The following is a 16,334-nucleotide window of genomic DNA, read 5'->3' as shown; positions in this document are numbered from 1 at the left end:
GGAAACTCATCGGAGTGCGCACACGGTCCTCAGGGGGAAGTCGAACAGGTGGAGCAACCGGCGGAAGACCTCGGGGGCGAGCTGCGGCAGCTGTACCGCGCGGCCGGAAGTCCGGCCGTGGACAAGCTCGTCGAGCTGTCCCAGGGGCAGCTGCCGGTCAGCCAGTGGCCGACCCCGTCGGCCGTCCACGGCTGGTTCCACGCCGGCGCGGTGCCCACCTCGTGCGCCGTCCTGCTGGCCTTCGTCGAACTGCTGGACGGCTTCGCCCGACAGGCCAGCGACGGCGCCCACCTGCCGCGCTCCGCCCAGTGGTGGGAGCTGCTGTGGTACCGCACCACGCGGCCACCGGCGGACGCCCCGGGGCCGGGGCCGGGGCCGGGGACGGGGGGCGGCAACCTCGTCGAGGGACACGCCCGACTCCTCGGCCCCACGGTGCAGGCCGGGGCCATCAACGGCGGTGTGCACGTCCATCCGCCGGCCGACCCGGGCGGCGCACCGCCCCCGTCGCAGCCCCCCGGCGTACCGTCGCAACGGGACCCCCGGGTCGTCATCCGCGTACAACGGGGCACCGAGACCATCGAGTTCTACGACGAGGGGCTGGCGCGCATCTGGATCACCGCGGTACTCGACCAGCGGCACGCCGAAGACGGGAAGCGCAACGATGAGCACTGACCACGGGATCGATCCGGCGACGGCACTGCGGGCCGCGGAGATCCTGGAATCCCCGCGCCGGCTGCACCGGGGGCTGGAGGAGACGGACGACGCCATCGCCACCCTGGACAAGGTGCTCACCGCCACCCCGCCGGGACCGCTGCGGATCACCATCCTGTCCAACCTGGGCCTGATCCGGATGGTCCGCTTCCAACTCACCTCCTCCGTGGCCGATCTGGACGCCGCCATCCACTGCTTCCGGGAGGCCCAGACGGCACACACCGCCCAGCTGCCCGAGGGCAGCCACCCCGAGCTGACCGCCACCATCCCCAACCTGATCGGCGCCCTGCACGCCCGGGCCGAGTACACCGGCAACTGGGACGACCTCGACGAGGCGATCGTCCTGGGCCGCGAGGCGGTGGTCCGCATCCCGCCCGGTCTGCCCCAGCGCTCCGCCGCGCTCGCCAGCCTCAGCAGCGCCCTGCGCATCCGCTACGAGCGCGCCGGCTACGAAGGCGACCTGACGGAGGCCATCGACCTGGGCCGGCAGGCCAGCGCGGACCTGCCCGCTGACCACCCGCGGCAGGGCGCGGTGCTCTCCAACCTCGGCAGTTCCCTGCTGGCGGCGGGGCTGTCGGCGGACGCCGTGCGCGCGTACGAGCAGGCGGTCGAACGGTTCGCGGCGGCGGGCAACCGGCACGGCCGGGCCCGCACGCTCACCAACCTCGCCGGGGCGCTGGCCCAGGACGGCCGGATCGAGCAGGCGCTGGCGGCGTCCTGGCAGGCCCTGGCCGAGTTCCGGACCCTCGGCGACGCGTCCGGCGAGGCCCGGGTGAAGAAGAACGTCGCCTCGTCCCTCGCCGTGTGGGAGGAGTCCGCCGCGCAGGACGCGCACCACACCCGGGAGGTGTACGCGCACGCCCTCGCGGACTGCGTGCGGGTCCTGGGGGAGGACGACGCCACCACCCGGGCCCTGACGGACCGGCTCGCCGTCCTGCGGCACGGCGCGGCACCCGCCGGCGACGCGTCGTGACCCGCCCCCGTCCAGTACCTTGACCGGCCCCCGGGCGCACCGCAGGATCGCCGCATGACGGATGCGAGGGACGCGCCCGGAGCGCGCAGCAACACGGTCGACGGGGTCCTGCGGCGCAGCGCGCGTCGGGTGCCGGAACGGACCGCGGTCCGGTACGCGGGGCGGAGCTGGAGCTACCGCGCACTGGACGACGCGGTGACCGCCGCCGCGCGGGTGTTGCGCTCCGAGGGGCTGCGCCCCGGCGACCGGGTGGCGTCCTACGGGCACAACTCCGACGCGTATCTGATCGGCTTCCTGGCCTGCGCCCGCGCCGGGCTGGTGCACGTGCCGGTCAACCACGGTCTCACCGGCGAGGAACTGGCGTACCTGCTGGACCAGTCCGGCAGCGCCCTGGTGCTCACGGACGTCGCGCTGGCGTCCCGGTTGCCGGCCGGGACCCGGGCCGTCCCCCTGCACGGCGCGCCGGACGGGCTGCTGGAGCGGCTGGCGGAGCAGCCGGCACAGGACGGGGCGGCGGCCGACGCCGGTGCGCTGCCCGAGGCGTCCGAGGACACCCTGGTCCAGCTGCTCTACACCTCGGGCACCACCGCGCTCCCCAAGGGCGCGATGATGACCCACCGGGCGCTGGTGCACGAGTACACCAGCGCCGTCATCGCCCTCGACCTGAAGGAGAGCGACCGCCCCGTCCACGCGCTGCCGCTCTACCACTCCGCGCAGATGCACGTCTTCCTGCTGCCCTATCTGGCGGTCGGGGCGGAGAACACCCTCCTGGACGGGCCCGATCCGGAGCGGATCTTCGCGCTGGTGGAAGCGGGCGCGGCGGACAGCCTGTTCGCCCCGCCCACGGTGTGGATCGCGTTGACCCAGCACGCCGGCTTCGACACCCGGGACCTCGGCGGGCTGCGCAAGGCGTACTACGGCGCCTCGATCATGCCGGTGCCCGTACTGGAACGGCTCCGCGCCCGGCTGCCGCACCTCGCCTTCTACAACTGCTTCGGCCAGAGCGAGATCGGCCCGCTGGCCACCGTCCTGGGCCCGGACGAGCACGAGGGCCGGATGGAGTCCTGCGGCCGTCCGGTGCTGTTCGTCGAGGCCCGGGTGGTGGACGAGGACGGCCGGGAGGTGCCGGACGGCACCCGCGGCGAGGTCGTCTACCGCTCGCCGCAGCTGTGCACCGGCTACTGGGACAAGCCGAGCGAGACCGCGGAGGCGTTCCGGGACGGCTGGTTCCACTCGGGGGACCTGGCCGTCCGGGACGCGGCGGGCTATTTCACGGTGGTCGACCGGGTCAAGGACGTCATCAACTCCGGTGGCGTCCTGGTCGCCTCGCGCCAGGTGGAGGACGCGCTCTACGCCCATCCGCAGGTCGCCGAGGTCGCGGTCATCGGGCTGCCGGACGAGCGGTGGATCGAGGCGGTGACCGCGGTGGTGGTCCGGCGCACCGACGGCGCGGAGGAGAACGGCGTGGTCGGGGAGGCGGAGCTGATCGCGGCGGCGCGGGCTCGGCTGGCGCCGTTCAAGGTGCCCAAGCGGGTGGTGTTCGTGGACGCGCTGCCGCGCAACGCCTCCGGCAAGGTCCTCAAGCGTGCGCTGCGCGAGCGGTTCGACACCCGCCGGGCGGCGCGCTGAGGGCGGCTGTCAGTGCCCGCTGCCATGCTGGGAATCGGTACTGACCAGCGCGTGATGGGAGCTCCACTGATGCTGACGACCCACTTCGTCCCGGGCTCGCCGAACTGGCTCGACCTCGGCGCGCCCGACGTCGACGCCGCCGCGGCCTTCTACTCCGCGGTGTTCGGCTGGACCTTCCAGTCGGCCGGCCCGGAGAGCGGCGGCTACGGCTTCTTCCAGCTCGACGGCAGAACGGTCGGCGCGGTCGGCCCGCTGACGGAGGAGGGCGCGAGCCCGTCCTGGACGCCGTACTTCCACACCGCGGACGCGAACGCCACCTGCAAGGCGGTGGAGCAGGCCGGCGGCCGGGTCCGGGTCGCGCCGATGGACGTCTTCACCGCCGGCCGGCTGGCCATGCTCACCGATCCGACCGGCGCCGACTTCGCCGTCTGGCAGCCCGGCGAGGTCAAGGGCCTGGAGGCGGTCATGGAGCCCGACACCCTGTGTTGGACGGAGCTCTACACCACCGACGCCGCCGCGGCCAAGGAGTTCTACGCCTCGGTGTTCTCATGGAGCTACCAGGACATGCCGATGGGCGGCGGCCCCGTCTACAGCATCGCCTCCGCCCCCGGCGCCGGACAGGGCGAGGACACCGCGCACGGCGGCATCATGCAGCTCCCGCAGGAGAATCTGGACGCCGGCTCGACGCCCGAGTGGCACCCGTACTTCGGCGTGACCGACTGCGACGCCACCTTCAACGCCGCCGTCCAGCACGGCGGTACGCCGCTCATCGCCCCGATGGACGTGCCCGGCGTCGGCCGGCTGGCGATGCTGATGGATCCGGCGGGCGCCCCCTTCGCGCTGATCAAGGGGGACCCGTCGATGACCTGACGTCACCCGCTCCGGCGCGCGTCCACGATGCGCTTGAACTTCCCGACCGAGCGCTCCAGCGTCTCCGGATCGACGATCTCGACGGCGACCGTGACGCCGATGCCGTCCTTCACGCCGCGGGCGATCCGGTCGGCGGCGGCCGTCCGGTCGTCCGCCGTGGCGCCCGGTCGGGCCTCGGCGCGGACGGTCAGCTCGTCCAGCCGGCCCTCGCGGGTCAGCCGGAGCTGGAAGTGCGGGGCGACCCCCGGGGTGCGCAGCACGATCTCCTCGATCTGCGCCGGGAAGAGATTGACCCCGCGCAGGATGATCATGTCGTCGCTGCGCCCGGTGACCTTCTCCATGCGGCGGAAGGCCGGGCGGGCGGTGCCGGGCAGCAGTCGGGTCAGATCCCGGGTGCGGTAGCGGATGACCGGCATCGCCTCCTTGGTCAGGGAGGTGAGGACCAGTTCGCCGTGCTCGCCGTCCGGCAGCACCTCCCCGGTGATCGGATCGACCACCTCGGGATAGAAGTGGTCCTCCCAGATGTGCAGTCCGTCCTTGGTCTCCACGCACTCCTGTGCCACGCCGGGGCCCATCACCTCCGACAGGCCGTAGATGTCGACGGCGTCGATGGCGAACCTCTCCTCGATCTCCCGGCGCATCTCCTGGGTCCAGGGCTCGGCGCCGAAGATGCCGACCTTCAGCGAGGTCGAACGGGGGTCCACGCCCTGCCGCTCGAACTCGTCGAGCAGGGTGAGCATGTAGGACGGCGTGACCATGATGATCTCGGGGCGGAAGTCCTGGATGAGCCGCACCTGACGGCTGGTCATCCCGCCGGACGCCGGGACGACCGTGCAGCCGAGCCGCTCCGCGCCGTAGTGCGCCCCGAGTCCGCCGGTGAACAACCCGTACCCGTAGGCGATGTGGACGGTGTGCCCCGGTCGGCCGCCCGCCGCGCGGATCGAACGGGCCACCAGGTCCGCCCAGTCCGAGAGGTCCCGCTCGGTGTAGCCCACGACCGTCGGCCGCCCGGTGGTGCCGCTGGAGGCGTGCAGCCGCCGCACCCGCTCCCTGGGGACGGCGAACATCCCGAACGGGTAGTGCGCCCGCAGATCGTCCTTGACGGTGAACGGGAAGCGGGCCAGGTCCGCCGTCGAGCGGCAGTCCTCGGGACGTACCCCCGCCCGGTCGAACGCCTCGCGGTAGAAGGGGACGTTTTCGTAGGCGTGCCGCAACGTGGCCCGTAGCCGGCTGACTTGGAGCGTGTGCAGGGCGTCCGTCGAGAGCCGCTCCGCGTCGTCGCACCAGTCGGTCCCGCAGGCCCCGAGGTTCGCCCCGCTGTCCGTCGCCGTTTCCGGCATGGATCTCACCGCCTCGTTTCCCTACCGATCATTCGGTAGCTGCGTGCGGGTCCAAGTAATCAGCGCGCGGCGAACACGTCAAGGGGCGTGCCGAGGAAGGCCCACGGGTAGCGTCGGGCGCATGGGTGACATACGGAAGGTGCAGGTGGGCGACGTCCGGCTGGCGTACCGCGGATGGGGCGCGGCGGACGCGCCGCCGGCGATCCTGCTGCACTGCCTCGGGGAGGACGGCGAGGACTGGCGCGGCGTGGTCGGGCGACTGGCCACCACGCACCGGGTCCTCGCCCTCGACCAGCGCGGACACGGCCGCAGCGACTGGCCGGGGGAGTACGGATTCGAGCGCTGGCGGGACGACGCGATCGGCTTCGTCGAGACGCTCGGCCTCGGCCCCGTCACCCTCGTCGGCCACTCCGCGGGGGCCACCGCCGCCCTCCTGCTGGCCGCCCACCGCCCGGACCTGGTCACCCGCCTGATCGTGGAGGAGCCCGCTCCGCCGGTCCCCGCCGACCCGCCGCAGGAGGTCCCCGAGCCGCCGCCCGGCCCGCCGACCTTCGACTGGCAGGCCAAGATCGCCGTGGTGGCCGAACGGAACGCCCCCGCCCCGCACTGGCGCGACGGCCTGCCCGCCATCACCGCCCCCACCCTCGTCATCGCCGGCGGCCCCACCAGTCACATCCCCCAGCACCACCTCGTCGAACTGGCCGGCGCCATCCCCAACGCCCGCCTGGTCACCATCGACGCCGGCCACCTCGTCCACGAGGAGCGGCCGGCCGCGTACCTGGCGGCGGTCACGTCGTTCCTGGCGGGCGGCCGGTGAGAGCCCGGCGGGGCGGCGGACGGCGCCTGGCGCGCAGGCCGGGGCGGCCGTAGGCTCCCGGCATCCGCAACCCCCCGTGGCCCGCGCGCCGTTCGCCGGGCCGCGGTTCCCAGAAAGGCTCGATGTGCAGGTGACCACCTCGATACGCCGTGCGCTGCTCGCCGGGACCGCCGCGGCGGTGCTGTTCGCCGGGGCCGGGAGCGCCGTCGCGGCGCCGGCCGCCGGGGCCGCGCGTCCGGTGAGCGCGCCGGTCGGTGCCGCACCCGCGCCGATCGGGCAACTCCGGCCGCTGGTCGCGCTCTCCGCCGAGCGGCTGGCCACCGCCGATCTGGTGGCCGCCGCCAAGTGGGGCACCGGCGGCCCGATCGACGACCCGGCGCGGGAGCGGGAGGTGCTGGACGCGGTGGCGGCCCTGGCCCGCCGGCTGGGCGCCGACCCGGCCGCGACCGTGCGGATCTTCCGGGACCAGATCGAGGCGAGCAAGGTCGTCCAGCGCGGTCTGCACCGCCGCTGGACCGCCGACCCGGCGCAGGCGCCCACCACCCGGCCGGACCTCGCGCGGATCCGCACGGAGATCAACCGCATCAACGGGGAGCTGGTGCGGGCCATCGCCGCGTCCCCGCAGGCCCGCACGGCGCCCGGCTGCGCGCCGCGGCTGGCGCTGTCCGCGCTGTGGGTGGGCCACGAGCGCCGGCTGGACGCGCTGCACGCGGCGGGGCTGGCCCGGTCGCTGCGCTCGGTCTGCGGGGGCTAGGGCGCGATGTGGACACGAGCTGGGGCCCGCAACGTTGCGCCCGCCGCCCGGTCGGTCGCTCACGCCTCCCGTTCGCCCGCCGCCACCGCCTTCGCCCAGCGGTAGTCCGCCTTGCCGCTGGGCGACCGCTGGATGCGGTCGGCGAAGACGACCTGGCGCGGCACCTTGTAGCCGGCCAGCCGGGTCCGGCAGTGCGTCTGGAGGACGGTGAGGTCCAACGGGCCAGCACCCGGGCGGAGTTGGACGACAGCGGCGACCCGGTTGCCCCAGCGGTCGTCCGGGACGCCGGCCACCAGCGCGTCGTAGACGTCCGGATGCGCCTTGAGGGCCTGCTCGACCTCCTCCGGATAGATCTTCTCCCCGCCGGAGTTGATGCACTGCGAGCCCCGGCCGAGCACGGTGACCACGCCGTCGGCGCCGAGGGTGGCCATGTCGCCGAGCAGCACCCACCGATCGCCGTCGGCCTCGAAGAACGTCTCGGCGGTCTTGTGCGGGTCGTTGTGGTAGCCGAGCGGGACGTGGCCGCGCAGCGCGAGCCGGCCCGGTTCGCCGACCGCTGAGCGCCGGTGGGTGGCCGGATCCACCACGGCCATCCGGGAGTTGACGTTCAGCCGGAAGCCCTTGTCCGGGCCGGAGTCGTCGGTGGCGGTGCCGTTGAATCCGGACTCCGAGGAGCCGAAGTTGTTCAGCAGTAACGCGTTCGGCACCAGCGCGGCGAACTGGGCGCGGACCGTGTCGGAGAGGATCGCCCCGGAGCTGCTGACGCTGAACAGGGACGAGCAGTCGGTCCCCTTGAGCGGTCCGGCAAGGGCGTCCACCAGCGGCCGCAGCATCGCGTCGCCCACCAGGGAGACGCTGGTGACCCGCTCCCGCTCGATGGTCCGCAACACCTCCTCGGGCACGAACTTGCGGTGGACGACGACCTTCTGGCCGAAGTGGAAGGCGATGAACGCGGTGAGCGTCGAGGTGCCGTGCATCAGCGGCGGCGTCGGGAAGAAGACCAGGCCCTCGCCGCCGGCCGCCACCCGCTCGGCCAGTTCCTGAGGGCGGCCGACCGGCTCCCCGGTCGGCGCGCCGCCGCCCATCCCGGAGAAGAAGATGTCCTCGTGGCGCCAGACGACGCCCTTGGGCATTCCGGTGGTCCCGCCGGTGTAGATGACGATCCGGTCGTCGGCGGAGCGCGGCCCGAAGCCGCGGGCGGGGGAGCCGGCCGCCACGGCCTGCGCCAGCGGCACCGGCGCGATCGACGGCTCGGCGGCCCCCGCGGGCGGGGCGCCGACCCGCACCAGGTGCCGCAGCCTCGGCGCCTGCGGCAGCACCCCGGCGACCCGCTCGGTGAACTCCCCGTCGAAGACCAGTGCCACCAGGTCGGCGTCGCGGTAGAGGTAGGCCAACTCCTCCTCGACATAGCGGTAGTTGACGTTGACCGGGACGGCGCGGATCTTCAGGCAGGCGTAGGCGGTCTGGAGGTACTCGACGCCGTTGTAGAGGTGCAGGCCGACGTGGTCGCCGGGGCCGACGCCGTGGTCGGAGAGGTGGTGGGCCAGGCGGTTGGCGGCCCGGTCCAGCTCCGCGTAGGTCAGTCGCCGCTCGGCGCCGGTGCCCGGATGGTCGAGGTGCACCAGCGCCTCGCGGTCGGGGACGGTGTCGACGATCGACTCGAAGAGGTCGGCGAGGTTGTACTCCATGGCTCCTCCAGACCGGGCGGGCGTCGGCTCGGGCGTCATTAGAGCGTCGTGGCGTAGCGCAGGGAAGGGCCCCGACCAAGAAAACTGACTGGTCGTCAGAAAAGCCTTGAACTCGCCGTGCGGCTACTGCAACCTGTTCTACGTCGTGAGACGGGAGGACGGAATGGGCGGGACCGAACACGCCGCGACCGCACCGGCTCGGCCGGAGGACGCGGGCACCGAACACCTCACCGTGACGCGCACCGGCGCGACACTGGTGCTCACCCTCAACCGGCCGGAGGCGAAGAACGCGCTGTCCCTGCCGATGCTCGTCGGCCTCCATGACGGCTGGCTCGCCGCCGACGCCGACGACGGCATCCGGTCGATCGTGCTGACCGGCGCCGGCGGCTCCTTCTGTGCCGGCATGGACCTCAAGGCGCTGGCCGGCGGCGGGATGACCGGCGAGGCGTACCGGGAACGGCTGCGCGCCGACCCCGACCTGCACTGGAAGGCGATGCTGCGCCACCACCGCCCGCGCAAACCGGTGATCGCCGCCGTCGAGGGCCACTGCGTCGCCGGCGGCACCGAGATCCTCCAGGGCACCGACATCCGGGTCGCCGGCGAGGGCGCCACCTTCGGGCTCTACGAGGTCCGGCGCGGCCTGTTCCCCATCGGCGGCTCCACCGTCCGCCTGGCCCGCCAGATCCCCCGCACCCACGCCCTGGAGATGCTGCTCACCGGCCGCCCCTACCCGGCGCCCGAGGCCGCCCGGATCGGCCTGATCGGCCACGTCGTCCCCGACGGCACCGCACTGGAGAAGGCCCTGGAGATCGCCGAACGGATCAACGCCTGCGGCCCGCTCGCCGTCGAGGCGGTCAAGGCGTCCGTCTACGAGACCGCGGAACTGACCGAGGCCGACGGGCTGGCCGCCGAACTCGCCCGCGGCTGGCCGATCTTCGACACCGCCGACGCCAAGGAGGGCTCCCGCGCCTTCGCCGAGAAGCGGCCACCGGTCTTCCGGCGCGCCTGATCCCACCCGACCGAGGAGTCCGCCATGTCAGAGGTCCTCACCGCACCGCTCGTCGTGGAATTCCCCTTCACCCGCTCGCTCGGGCCGGTCCAGGGCGCCTTCCTCACCGGACTGCGCGAACGCACCGTCCTCGGGATCCGGGCCCGCGACGGCCGGGTGGTGGTGCCGCCCGTCGAGTACGACCCGGTCACCGCCGACGAACTGCGCGACCTGGTCGAGGTCGCCCCGACCGGCACCGTCACCACCTGGGCCTGGAACCCCTCCCCGCGCCGCGGCCAGCCGCTGACCACCCCCTTCGCCTGGGTCCTGGTCCGGCTCGACGGCGCCGACACCGCCCTGCTGCACGCCCTCGCCGCGCCCGCACCGGAGGCCGTGCGCACCGGGATGCGGGTCCGGATCCGCTGGGCCGTCGCACGCACCGGCGCCATCACCGACATCGCCTGCTTCGAGCCCGCCGACGGTGCGGCGGCCGAGTATCAAGTCACCTCACACAGCGGTGAGTTCGCCGATCCCGTCACCGGTATCACCGCCCCGGCCCGGCTCGACTACGCCTACGCGCCCGGCGGCGCCCAGTCCCGCTACATCCAGGCGCTCGCCGAACGGAAGACCGTCGGCGAACGCTGCCCGGCCTGCCGCAAGGTGTACGTGCCACCCCGCGGTGCCTGCCCCACCTGCGGCGTGGCGACCGACGAGCAGGTCGAGGTCGGCCCCCGCGGCACCGTCACCACCTTCTGCATCGTCAACATCAAGGCCCGCAACCTCGACATCGAGGTGCCCTACGTCTACGCCCACATCGCCCTGGACGGCGCCGACCTGGCGCTGCACGCCCGGATCGGCGGCATCCCCTACGACCAGGTGCGGATGGGGCTGCGCGTCGAACCCGTATGGACCGAGGGCGCACGGTTCCCCGACCACTACCGCCCCGCCGGCGAGCCCGACGCCGACTACGACAGCTACAAGGAGCTGATCTGATGTCCGAGCCAGTGCGCGGCCCGGTGCGCGAGGTCGCCGTCGTCGCCTTCGGGCAGAGCGAGCACGTCCCGGACAGCGCGGAGACCTCCGAGGTCGAGATGCTGATGCCGGTCCTGCACGACGTGCTTGCGCAGACCGGCCTGAAGGCCCGGGACATCGACTTCACCTGCTCCGGCTCCTCCGACTACCTCGCCGGCCGCGCCTTCTCCTTCACCATGGCCCTGGACGGCGTCGGGGCCTGGCCGCCGATCGCCGAGTCCCACGTCGAGATGGACGGCGCCTGGGCGCTGTACGAAGCCTGGGTCAAGATCCTCACCGGCGAGGCCGACACCGCACTGGTCTACGCCTACGGCAAGTCCTCGCCCGGCGACCTGCGCGAGGTCCTCACCCGCCAGCTCGATCCGTACTACGTCGCGCCGCTCTGGCCCGACTCGGTGGCGCTCGCCGCCCTCCAGGCCCAGGCCCTGATCGACACCGGGATCACCGACGCCCGCGAACTGGCCGGGATCGGCGCGCGCAGCCGCGGCGGCACGGACGCCGACCCCGGCCGGCAGCTCGTCGGACCGCTGCGCACCGGCGACTGCCCGCCGGTCGTGGACGGCGCCGCCGCGGTGATCCTCGCCGCCGGCGACACCGCCCGCCGCCTGGTCGACCGCCCCGCCTGGATCCGCGGCATCGACCACCGCATCGAGGCGCACAGCCTGGGCGTCCGCGACCTGACCGACTCGCCCTCCACCCGGCTCGCCGCCGAACGCGCCGGAGCCTTCGAGGCGCCGGTGGACACCGCGGAACTGCACGCCCCGTTCACCTCCCAGGAGGTCGTGCTGCGCCGCGCGCTGCGCCTCGACGCCGCCGGCGGCACGGTCCGCGTCAACCCGTCCGGCGGCGCGTTGGCCGCCAACCCCGTGATGGCGGCCGGGCTGATCCGCCTCGGGGAGGCCGCCGCCGCCATCCACCGCGGCGCCTCCGACCGCGCCCTGGCGCACGCCACCTCGGGGCCCTGCCTGCAGCAGAACCTGGTCGCCGTCCTGGAGGGGGAGCGATGAGCAACGCAGCGACCGCGAAGGAGCCGGTGGCCGTCGTCGGCGTCGGTCAGACCAAGCACGTCGCCGCCCGGCGCGACGTCTCGATCGCCGGACTCGTCCGGGAGGCCGCCCAACGCGCCCTGGCGGACGCCGAGTTGACCTGGGCGGAGATCGACGCCGTGGTGATCGGCAAGGCCCCCGACTTCTTCGAGGGGGTGATGATGCCCGAGCTGTACCTCGCCGACGCGCTCGGCGCCGTCGGCAAACCGATGCTCCGGGTGCACACAGCCGGCTCGGTCGGCGGCTCCACCGCCCTGGTCGCCGCCAACCTCGTCGCCGCCCGGGTGCACCGCACGGTCCTCACCCTCGCCTTCGAGAAGCAGTCCGAATCCAACGCGATGTGGGGGCTGTCCCTGCCGATCCCGTTCCAGCAGCCGCTGCTGGCCGGCGCCGGCGGGTTCTTCGCCCCGCACGTCCGCGCCTACATGCGGCGCACCGGGGCCCCCGACGCCATCGGCTCCCTGGTCGCCTACAAGGACCGCCGCAACGCCCTGAAGAACCCCTACGCCCACCTCCACGAGCACGACCTGACCCTGGAGAAGGTCCAGTCCTCGCCGATGCTCTGGGACCCGATCCGCTACTCCGAGACCTGCCCCTCCTCCGACGGCGCCTGCGCCATGGTCCTCACCGACCGGGCCGGCGCGGCCCGCGCCCCGCGCCCGCCGGCCTGGGTGCACGGCGGGGCGATGCGCAGCGAACCGACCCTCTTCGCAGGCAAGGACTTCGTCTCCCCGCAGGCCGGCAAGGACTGTGCGGCGGACGTCTACCGGCAGGCCGGCATCACCGATCCGCGCCGCCAGATCGACGCCGTCGAGATGTACGTCCCGTTCTCCTGGTACGAGCCGATGTGGCTGGAGAACCTGGGCTTCGCCGCGGAGGGCGAGGGCTGGAAGCTCACCGAGTCAGGCGCCACCGCACTCGACGGCGACCTGCCCGTCAACCCCTCCGGCGGGGTGCTCTCCACCAACCCCATCGGCGCCTCCGGAATGCTCCGCTTCGCCGAGGCCGCCCTCCAGGTCCGCGGCCAGGCCGGCGAGCACCAGGTGGACGGCGCCCGGCGGGCGTTGGGGCACGCCTACGGCGGCGGCGCACAGTTCTTCTCGATGTGGCTGGTGGGCGCCGAGGCCCCGGTCGGGTGACGGCCCCGCAGCGGCCGGACGTCCCCTGTCCGTCCCAGGGTCCAGTCGTTACCCTGGCCACCGACGACGACCGGGAGGAGTGGTTACGTGGCCGACACGATCACCGACCAGCGGCTCGCGGGCGGGCCCAGGCCCGCACTCGACCTCACCCACGCGGAGTGGCAGACGAGCACGCGGGGCGTGGGGGGAGACGTCCAGATCGCCTTCGTCGAGGGCTATGTCGCGATGCGCAACGGCCGCAGCCCGGAGATCCCGGCGTTGATCTTCACCCCCGGGGAGTGGCGCGGCTTCGTCCTCGGCGCCCGTGCGGGCGAATTCGACCTGACCTGACCCGACCTGATCCCGGCAGGTCCGACCCGGGCAGGTCCGATCGGACTGCCACCGGCGCGTGACGACCGAGGCCGGCCCCGCCCGACGGCGAGGGCCGGCCCGTCACGTGAGCACCACGCACCCCCGCTCCCGCAGCGCCCGGACCGGCGCCGCCGCGTCGTCCACCGCGTTCCAGCGCAGATCCAGCTTCTCCAGGGACGGCAGCCCGGCGATCCACGGCGGCAGCGCGTCGATCCGATTGCCGCGCAGGTCCAGCCGTCGCAGCAGGGGCAGTCCGCGCAGCGCCCCGGGGACGTGCGGCAGCGCGTTGTCGCGCAGCTCCAGCTCGCGCAGCGCGCCGAGCCCGGCGACCCCGTCCGGCAGCCCGGTCAGCGCATTGCCGCCCAGCCACAGCTCACGGAGCCCGCGCAGCCGTCCCACCGACTCGGGAAGGGCCGTCAACCCCGCCCGCTGCACCCGGAGTTCGACCAATCCGGCCATCGCCCCGATCCCCTCCGGCAGGCGCCCGAGCGGATTGTCCCCGGCGTTGAGATACCCCAGCCGGTCCAGCCGGCACAGCGCGTCCGGCAGGGCGGTGAGGCGGTTGTCGTGGACGTAGAGGAAGCGGGTCAGGCTGCCGGCCAGCGCGCCGATCTCCTCGGGCAGCTCGGTGAGCGCGTTGTGCCCGAGGTCGAGGGTGTGCAGGCGGCGCAGTCGGCCGAGGCCGGCGGGGAGCCGGGTGAGGCGGTTGTCGGCCAGGATCAGGACCTCGCAGCCCTGGTGCCGCCACACCTCCTCCGGTACCGAACCCAGGCCCGCCCGCCAGTAGTTGAGGTGCCCCGGAGCGGGCCGCGGCCTCAGGGCCACGGCCGCAGTTCCGGCAGCGGACCGGCGACGCCCGCCCGCACGCACCCGAGCGGGGTGTGCGGGGCGCGGCCGGCCAGCCAGGCCGCGAGCGCGGTGAGCGGACCGCGCACGGTCACCACCGGCGCGTCGGCGGGACCGTACCGCAGCGCCGCCGCCTCGCCCGCCGGTTCCAGCACCAGTCGGACGCCCTCGGGCGCCCGGGGCGCCAGATGGGCCAGGAGGTGGTGGCACAGCTCCGGCGGCCACTGGTCCGTCCCGTGCCCCAGGTCGGCGTCCGACGTGTGGATCACCAGCTCCCGCCACCAGGCCAGCAGCGCGTCGCGCAGCGCGCCGTCGCGGTAGCGCACCGGGCGGGACCAGTCGTCCGGACCGACCGCCGCCCAGGCCGCGGACGCCTCCGCCAGCGCGTCGCCGACCGCCGTCCGCAGCGCCGCGGCGTCGCGCCGGGCGCCCTCCTCGATGGCGGCGGTGCGGGCCGGGAACCCGCCGTCGTACGGCTCGATCAGCTCCCCGCGCAGGGCGTAGCGGGCCTGGCGGGCCATCGCCCGGCCGATGCCCTCGATGTGCGCGAGGACATGGGCCCGGGACCAGCCCGGCAGGGCGCTGGGCGCGCGCACCGCGGCGTCGGTGAGCCCGGGCAGCAGGGCGCGCAGCCGGGCGTGCCCGGCCTCGACGGCGTCCCGTACGGCCTCGGCGGCAGGGGGTGCGCCCGCCGGCGTGCCGGCGGCGCGGTGGGTCATGGCCACAGCAGCTCCTTCGTCCATGCGGTCCCGGTACGGCGGTACGCCGGCCGGTTGTGGTCGCGCGTCGCCACCGGATCGAAGTCCGGCGGCTCGCCGTCCCCGAACACCGGCGGATCGCACAGCAGTTGACGGAGATCAGCCATGCTTCCCCCCTCGGGTGTTAATGGATGAGCGAGACCGTACCATTAGCGCCATGGACGCAACACGGCTCGCTCTGGATCTCGCCGTCACCATCCGCCACGACGGAAACGGCGGCGTCGCCGACGACCTGGCCGACGCCGCCGGGCTCGCGGCCTGGACGGCCGACCGGGCCGCCGCCCTGGACTGCGCCGAGGGCGACCCGCCCCCGGCGGACGAGGCGCTGCTCACCGCAGTACGGGAGCTGCGGGCCGCGGTCCGCTCACTGTTCGCCCGTGCCGTCCGCCCCGGCCCGCCCAGCTCCGCCGACGCCCACCGGCTGCTCCCGGAGGACGAGGCGCTCGCCCGACTGAACGCCGCCGCCGCCCGGGTCCCGACCGCCCCCCGACTCGTCTGGGAACCCGGCGCACCCCCCGTCCTGCGCGACCTCCCGGCCGGCGCCCCGCCCGCCGCCGACCGGCTCACCGCCGCACTGGCCCGGGCCGCCCTCGCCTTCCTCGCCGGCCCGGACCGCGACCTGCTGCGGGCCTGCCCGGCCCCGCGCTGCGTGCGGTACTTCGTCAAGGACCACGCCCGCCAGGAGTGGTGCAAACCCTCCTGCGGCAACCGCGCCAGGGTCGCCCGCCACCACGAGCGGCGCCGGCGGAGCGGGGACGTCTGAGAGCGCGCCACGGCGGTGCGCCGGGGGCGGGCGCCCGCGCGGTGCGCCGGGCCGGGCCACGTACGATGGCGGCATGTCCTTCCTCCGCCGCCGCAGCGCCACTCCCGCCGGTCCAGACTTCGACGTACTCGCCATGGACCCGGGAGACTGGCCCGGCAATCTCGGGGCCGGGCTGCTGCCCGCGCCCGACGGGAGCTGCCAGGGCGTGTTCCTGCGCTACGACCTGTTCGGCGGCCGCGGCCCGGCGATGATCATCGGCAATCTGCCGGAGGGCTCCCCGGCCCGCGAGGTCGAGGAGGGACAGGTGCCCTTCGAGGTCGCCCAACTGCTCGCGGCGCTCGGCAACGACGAACCGGTCACGGTCGTCGAGACCGAGGACACCCCCGTGATGCACCAGGACAACCTCCTGATCGTCAAGCGCATCAAGTGCTCCGAGAGCCGCATCTCCTGCGTGCAGTTCGACCGGAACGACGGGGTGCTGGTCACCATCGCCAGTTGGGACCGCCCGATCACCGACGACCTCTACGCCCTGCTCAAGCCGCTGCCCGCGGAGCTCTTCCAGCAGGGCTGACCCGGCGGCGGACCGGCGGCGCACGCAACGCGCCCGGTGGGGCCCCAGGGCCACCACC

The 16,334-nt window shown here is 74.2% G+C and carries 18 protein-coding genes; 13 read left to right on the top strand and 5 right to left on the bottom strand.

What is annotated here, in order from left to right; genetic code table 11:
* Positions 1-48 precede the first annotated feature (48 nt).
* The 4 genes from JNO44_RS09390 (at position 49) to JNO44_RS09375 (ending at position 4,183) form a co-directional block, all read left to right on the top strand.
* Positions 49-672: a hypothetical protein gene (locus JNO44_RS09390; RefSeq protein ID WP_205362954.1), complete on the top strand. Its 624-nt coding sequence runs from the start codon at positions 49-51 to the stop codon at positions 670-672.
* The gene (locus JNO44_RS09385) at positions 662-1,684 is read left to right on the top strand and encodes a tetratricopeptide repeat protein (protein WP_205362953.1); all 1,023 of its coding nucleotides are present in this window, start codon (positions 662-664) and stop codon (positions 1,682-1,684) included. Before JNO44_RS09390 ends, JNO44_RS09385 begins: the two co-directional genes overlap by 11 nt.
* A gap of 54 nt (positions 1,685-1,738) precedes the next feature.
* Entirely contained in the window at positions 1,739-3,313 is a 1,575-nt protein-coding gene (locus JNO44_RS09380; protein WP_205362952.1) for a fatty acyl-CoA synthetase, read from the top strand.
* Positions 3,314-3,382: 69 nt separating this feature from the next.
* Positions 3,383-4,183 (top strand): VOC family protein, encoded by an 801-nt coding sequence (locus JNO44_RS09375; RefSeq protein ID WP_205362949.1) that lies wholly within the window; start codon positions 3,383-3,385, stop codon positions 4,181-4,183.
* Between the two features lie 2 nt (positions 4,184-4,185).
* On the opposite strand, the gene paaK is transcribed toward JNO44_RS09375, so the two are convergent.
* Positions 4,186-5,523 (bottom strand): phenylacetate--CoA ligase PaaK, encoded by a 1,338-nt coding sequence (gene paaK / locus JNO44_RS09370; protein WP_205362947.1) that lies wholly within the window; start codon positions 5,521-5,523, stop codon positions 4,186-4,188.
* 121 nt (positions 5,524-5,644) lie between these two features.
* On the opposite strand from paaK, the gene JNO44_RS09365 reads away from it, so the two are divergent.
* The gene (locus tag JNO44_RS09365; protein WP_205362944.1) at positions 5,645-6,340 is read left to right on the top strand and encodes an alpha/beta fold hydrolase; all 696 of its coding nucleotides are present in this window, start codon (positions 5,645-5,647) and stop codon (positions 6,338-6,340) included.
* 124 nt (positions 6,341-6,464) lie between these two features.
* Positions 6,465-7,094, top strand: a complete 630-nt coding sequence (locus JNO44_RS09360) for a chorismate mutase (protein ID WP_205362938.1) — start codon at positions 6,465-6,467, stop codon at positions 7,092-7,094.
* A gap of 59 nt (positions 7,095-7,153) precedes the next feature.
* Here JNO44_RS09360 and JNO44_RS09355 read toward each other — a convergent pair whose 3' ends face one another.
* Positions 7,154-8,782, bottom strand: a complete 1,629-nt coding sequence (locus JNO44_RS09355; protein WP_205362937.1) for an acyl-CoA synthetase — start codon at positions 8,780-8,782, stop codon at positions 7,154-7,156.
* Positions 8,783-8,945: 163 nt separating this feature from the next.
* Here JNO44_RS09355 and JNO44_RS09350 point away from each other — a divergent pair, with 163 nt between their 5' ends.
* The 5 genes from JNO44_RS09350 (at position 8,946) to JNO44_RS09330 (ending at position 13,317) form a co-directional block, all read left to right on the top strand.
* The gene (locus tag JNO44_RS09350; protein WP_205362936.1) at positions 8,946-9,791 is read left to right on the top strand and encodes a crotonase/enoyl-CoA hydratase family protein; all 846 of its coding nucleotides are present in this window, start codon (positions 8,946-8,948) and stop codon (positions 9,789-9,791) included.
* Between the two features lie 24 nt (positions 9,792-9,815).
* Entirely contained in the window at positions 9,816-10,763 is a 948-nt protein-coding gene (locus JNO44_RS09345; protein WP_205362935.1) for a Zn-ribbon domain-containing OB-fold protein, read from the top strand.
* Positions 10,763-11,809: a thiolase domain-containing protein gene (locus tag JNO44_RS09340; RefSeq protein WP_205362928.1), complete on the top strand. Its 1,047-nt coding sequence runs from the start codon at positions 10,763-10,765 to the stop codon at positions 11,807-11,809. The genes JNO44_RS09345 and JNO44_RS09340 overlap by 1 nt, the downstream gene beginning before the upstream one ends.
* A complete protein-coding gene (locus JNO44_RS09335) occupies positions 11,806-12,987 on the top strand; it encodes a thiolase domain-containing protein (RefSeq protein ID WP_205362927.1) in 1,182 nt (393 codons plus the stop codon). Before JNO44_RS09340 ends, JNO44_RS09335 begins: the two co-directional genes overlap by 4 nt.
* An 87-nt stretch (positions 12,988-13,074) precedes the next feature.
* Complete coding sequence (locus JNO44_RS09330; RefSeq protein WP_205362926.1) at positions 13,075-13,317, top strand: DUF397 domain-containing protein; 243 nt, start codon at positions 13,075-13,077, stop codon at positions 13,315-13,317.
* A 102-nt stretch (positions 13,318-13,419) separates the two neighbouring features.
* On the opposite strand, the gene JNO44_RS09325 is transcribed toward JNO44_RS09330, so the two are convergent.
* From JNO44_RS09325 to JNO44_RS09315, 3 genes are read right to left on the bottom strand one after another with little or no spacing between them, the layout of a single operon-like run.
* On the bottom strand, positions 13,420-14,163 hold the full coding sequence (locus tag JNO44_RS09325; protein ID WP_235092753.1) for a leucine-rich repeat domain-containing protein: 744 nt from the start codon (positions 14,161-14,163) through the stop codon (positions 13,420-13,422).
* Positions 14,154-14,903 (bottom strand): maleylpyruvate isomerase family mycothiol-dependent enzyme, encoded by a 750-nt coding sequence (locus tag JNO44_RS09320; RefSeq protein ID WP_205362925.1) that lies wholly within the window; start codon positions 14,901-14,903, stop codon positions 14,154-14,156. The genes JNO44_RS09325 and JNO44_RS09320 overlap by 10 nt, the downstream gene beginning before the upstream one ends.
* The gene (locus JNO44_RS09315) at positions 14,900-15,049 is read right to left on the bottom strand and encodes a hypothetical protein (protein WP_205362924.1); all 150 of its coding nucleotides are present in this window, start codon (positions 15,047-15,049) and stop codon (positions 14,900-14,902) included. Before JNO44_RS09315 ends, JNO44_RS09320 begins: the two co-directional genes overlap by 4 nt.
* A 50-nt stretch (positions 15,050-15,099) precedes the next feature.
* On the opposite strand from JNO44_RS09315, the gene JNO44_RS09310 reads away from it, so the two are divergent.
* Positions 15,100-15,705 carry an ABATE domain-containing protein gene (locus JNO44_RS09310; RefSeq protein ID WP_205362923.1) on the top strand — a complete coding sequence of 202 codons (606 nt, stop codon included), beginning with the start codon at positions 15,100-15,102 and terminating at the stop codon, positions 15,703-15,705.
* Positions 15,706-15,778: 73 nt separating this feature from the next.
* On the top strand, positions 15,779-16,276 hold the full coding sequence (locus JNO44_RS09305) for a hypothetical protein (RefSeq protein ID WP_073447381.1): 498 nt from the start codon (positions 15,779-15,781) through the stop codon (positions 16,274-16,276).
* Positions 16,277-16,334 lie beyond the last annotated feature (58 nt).

The sequence above is a fragment of the Streptomyces noursei genome, from assembly GCF_016917755.1.
Taxonomy (GTDB): domain Bacteria; phylum Actinomycetota; class Actinomycetes; order Streptomycetales; family Streptomycetaceae; genus Streptomyces; species Streptomyces yunnanensis.
The sequence above is the reverse complement of the archived record's forward strand: the minus strand, read 5'-3'. Positions and strand labels throughout refer to the sequence as shown.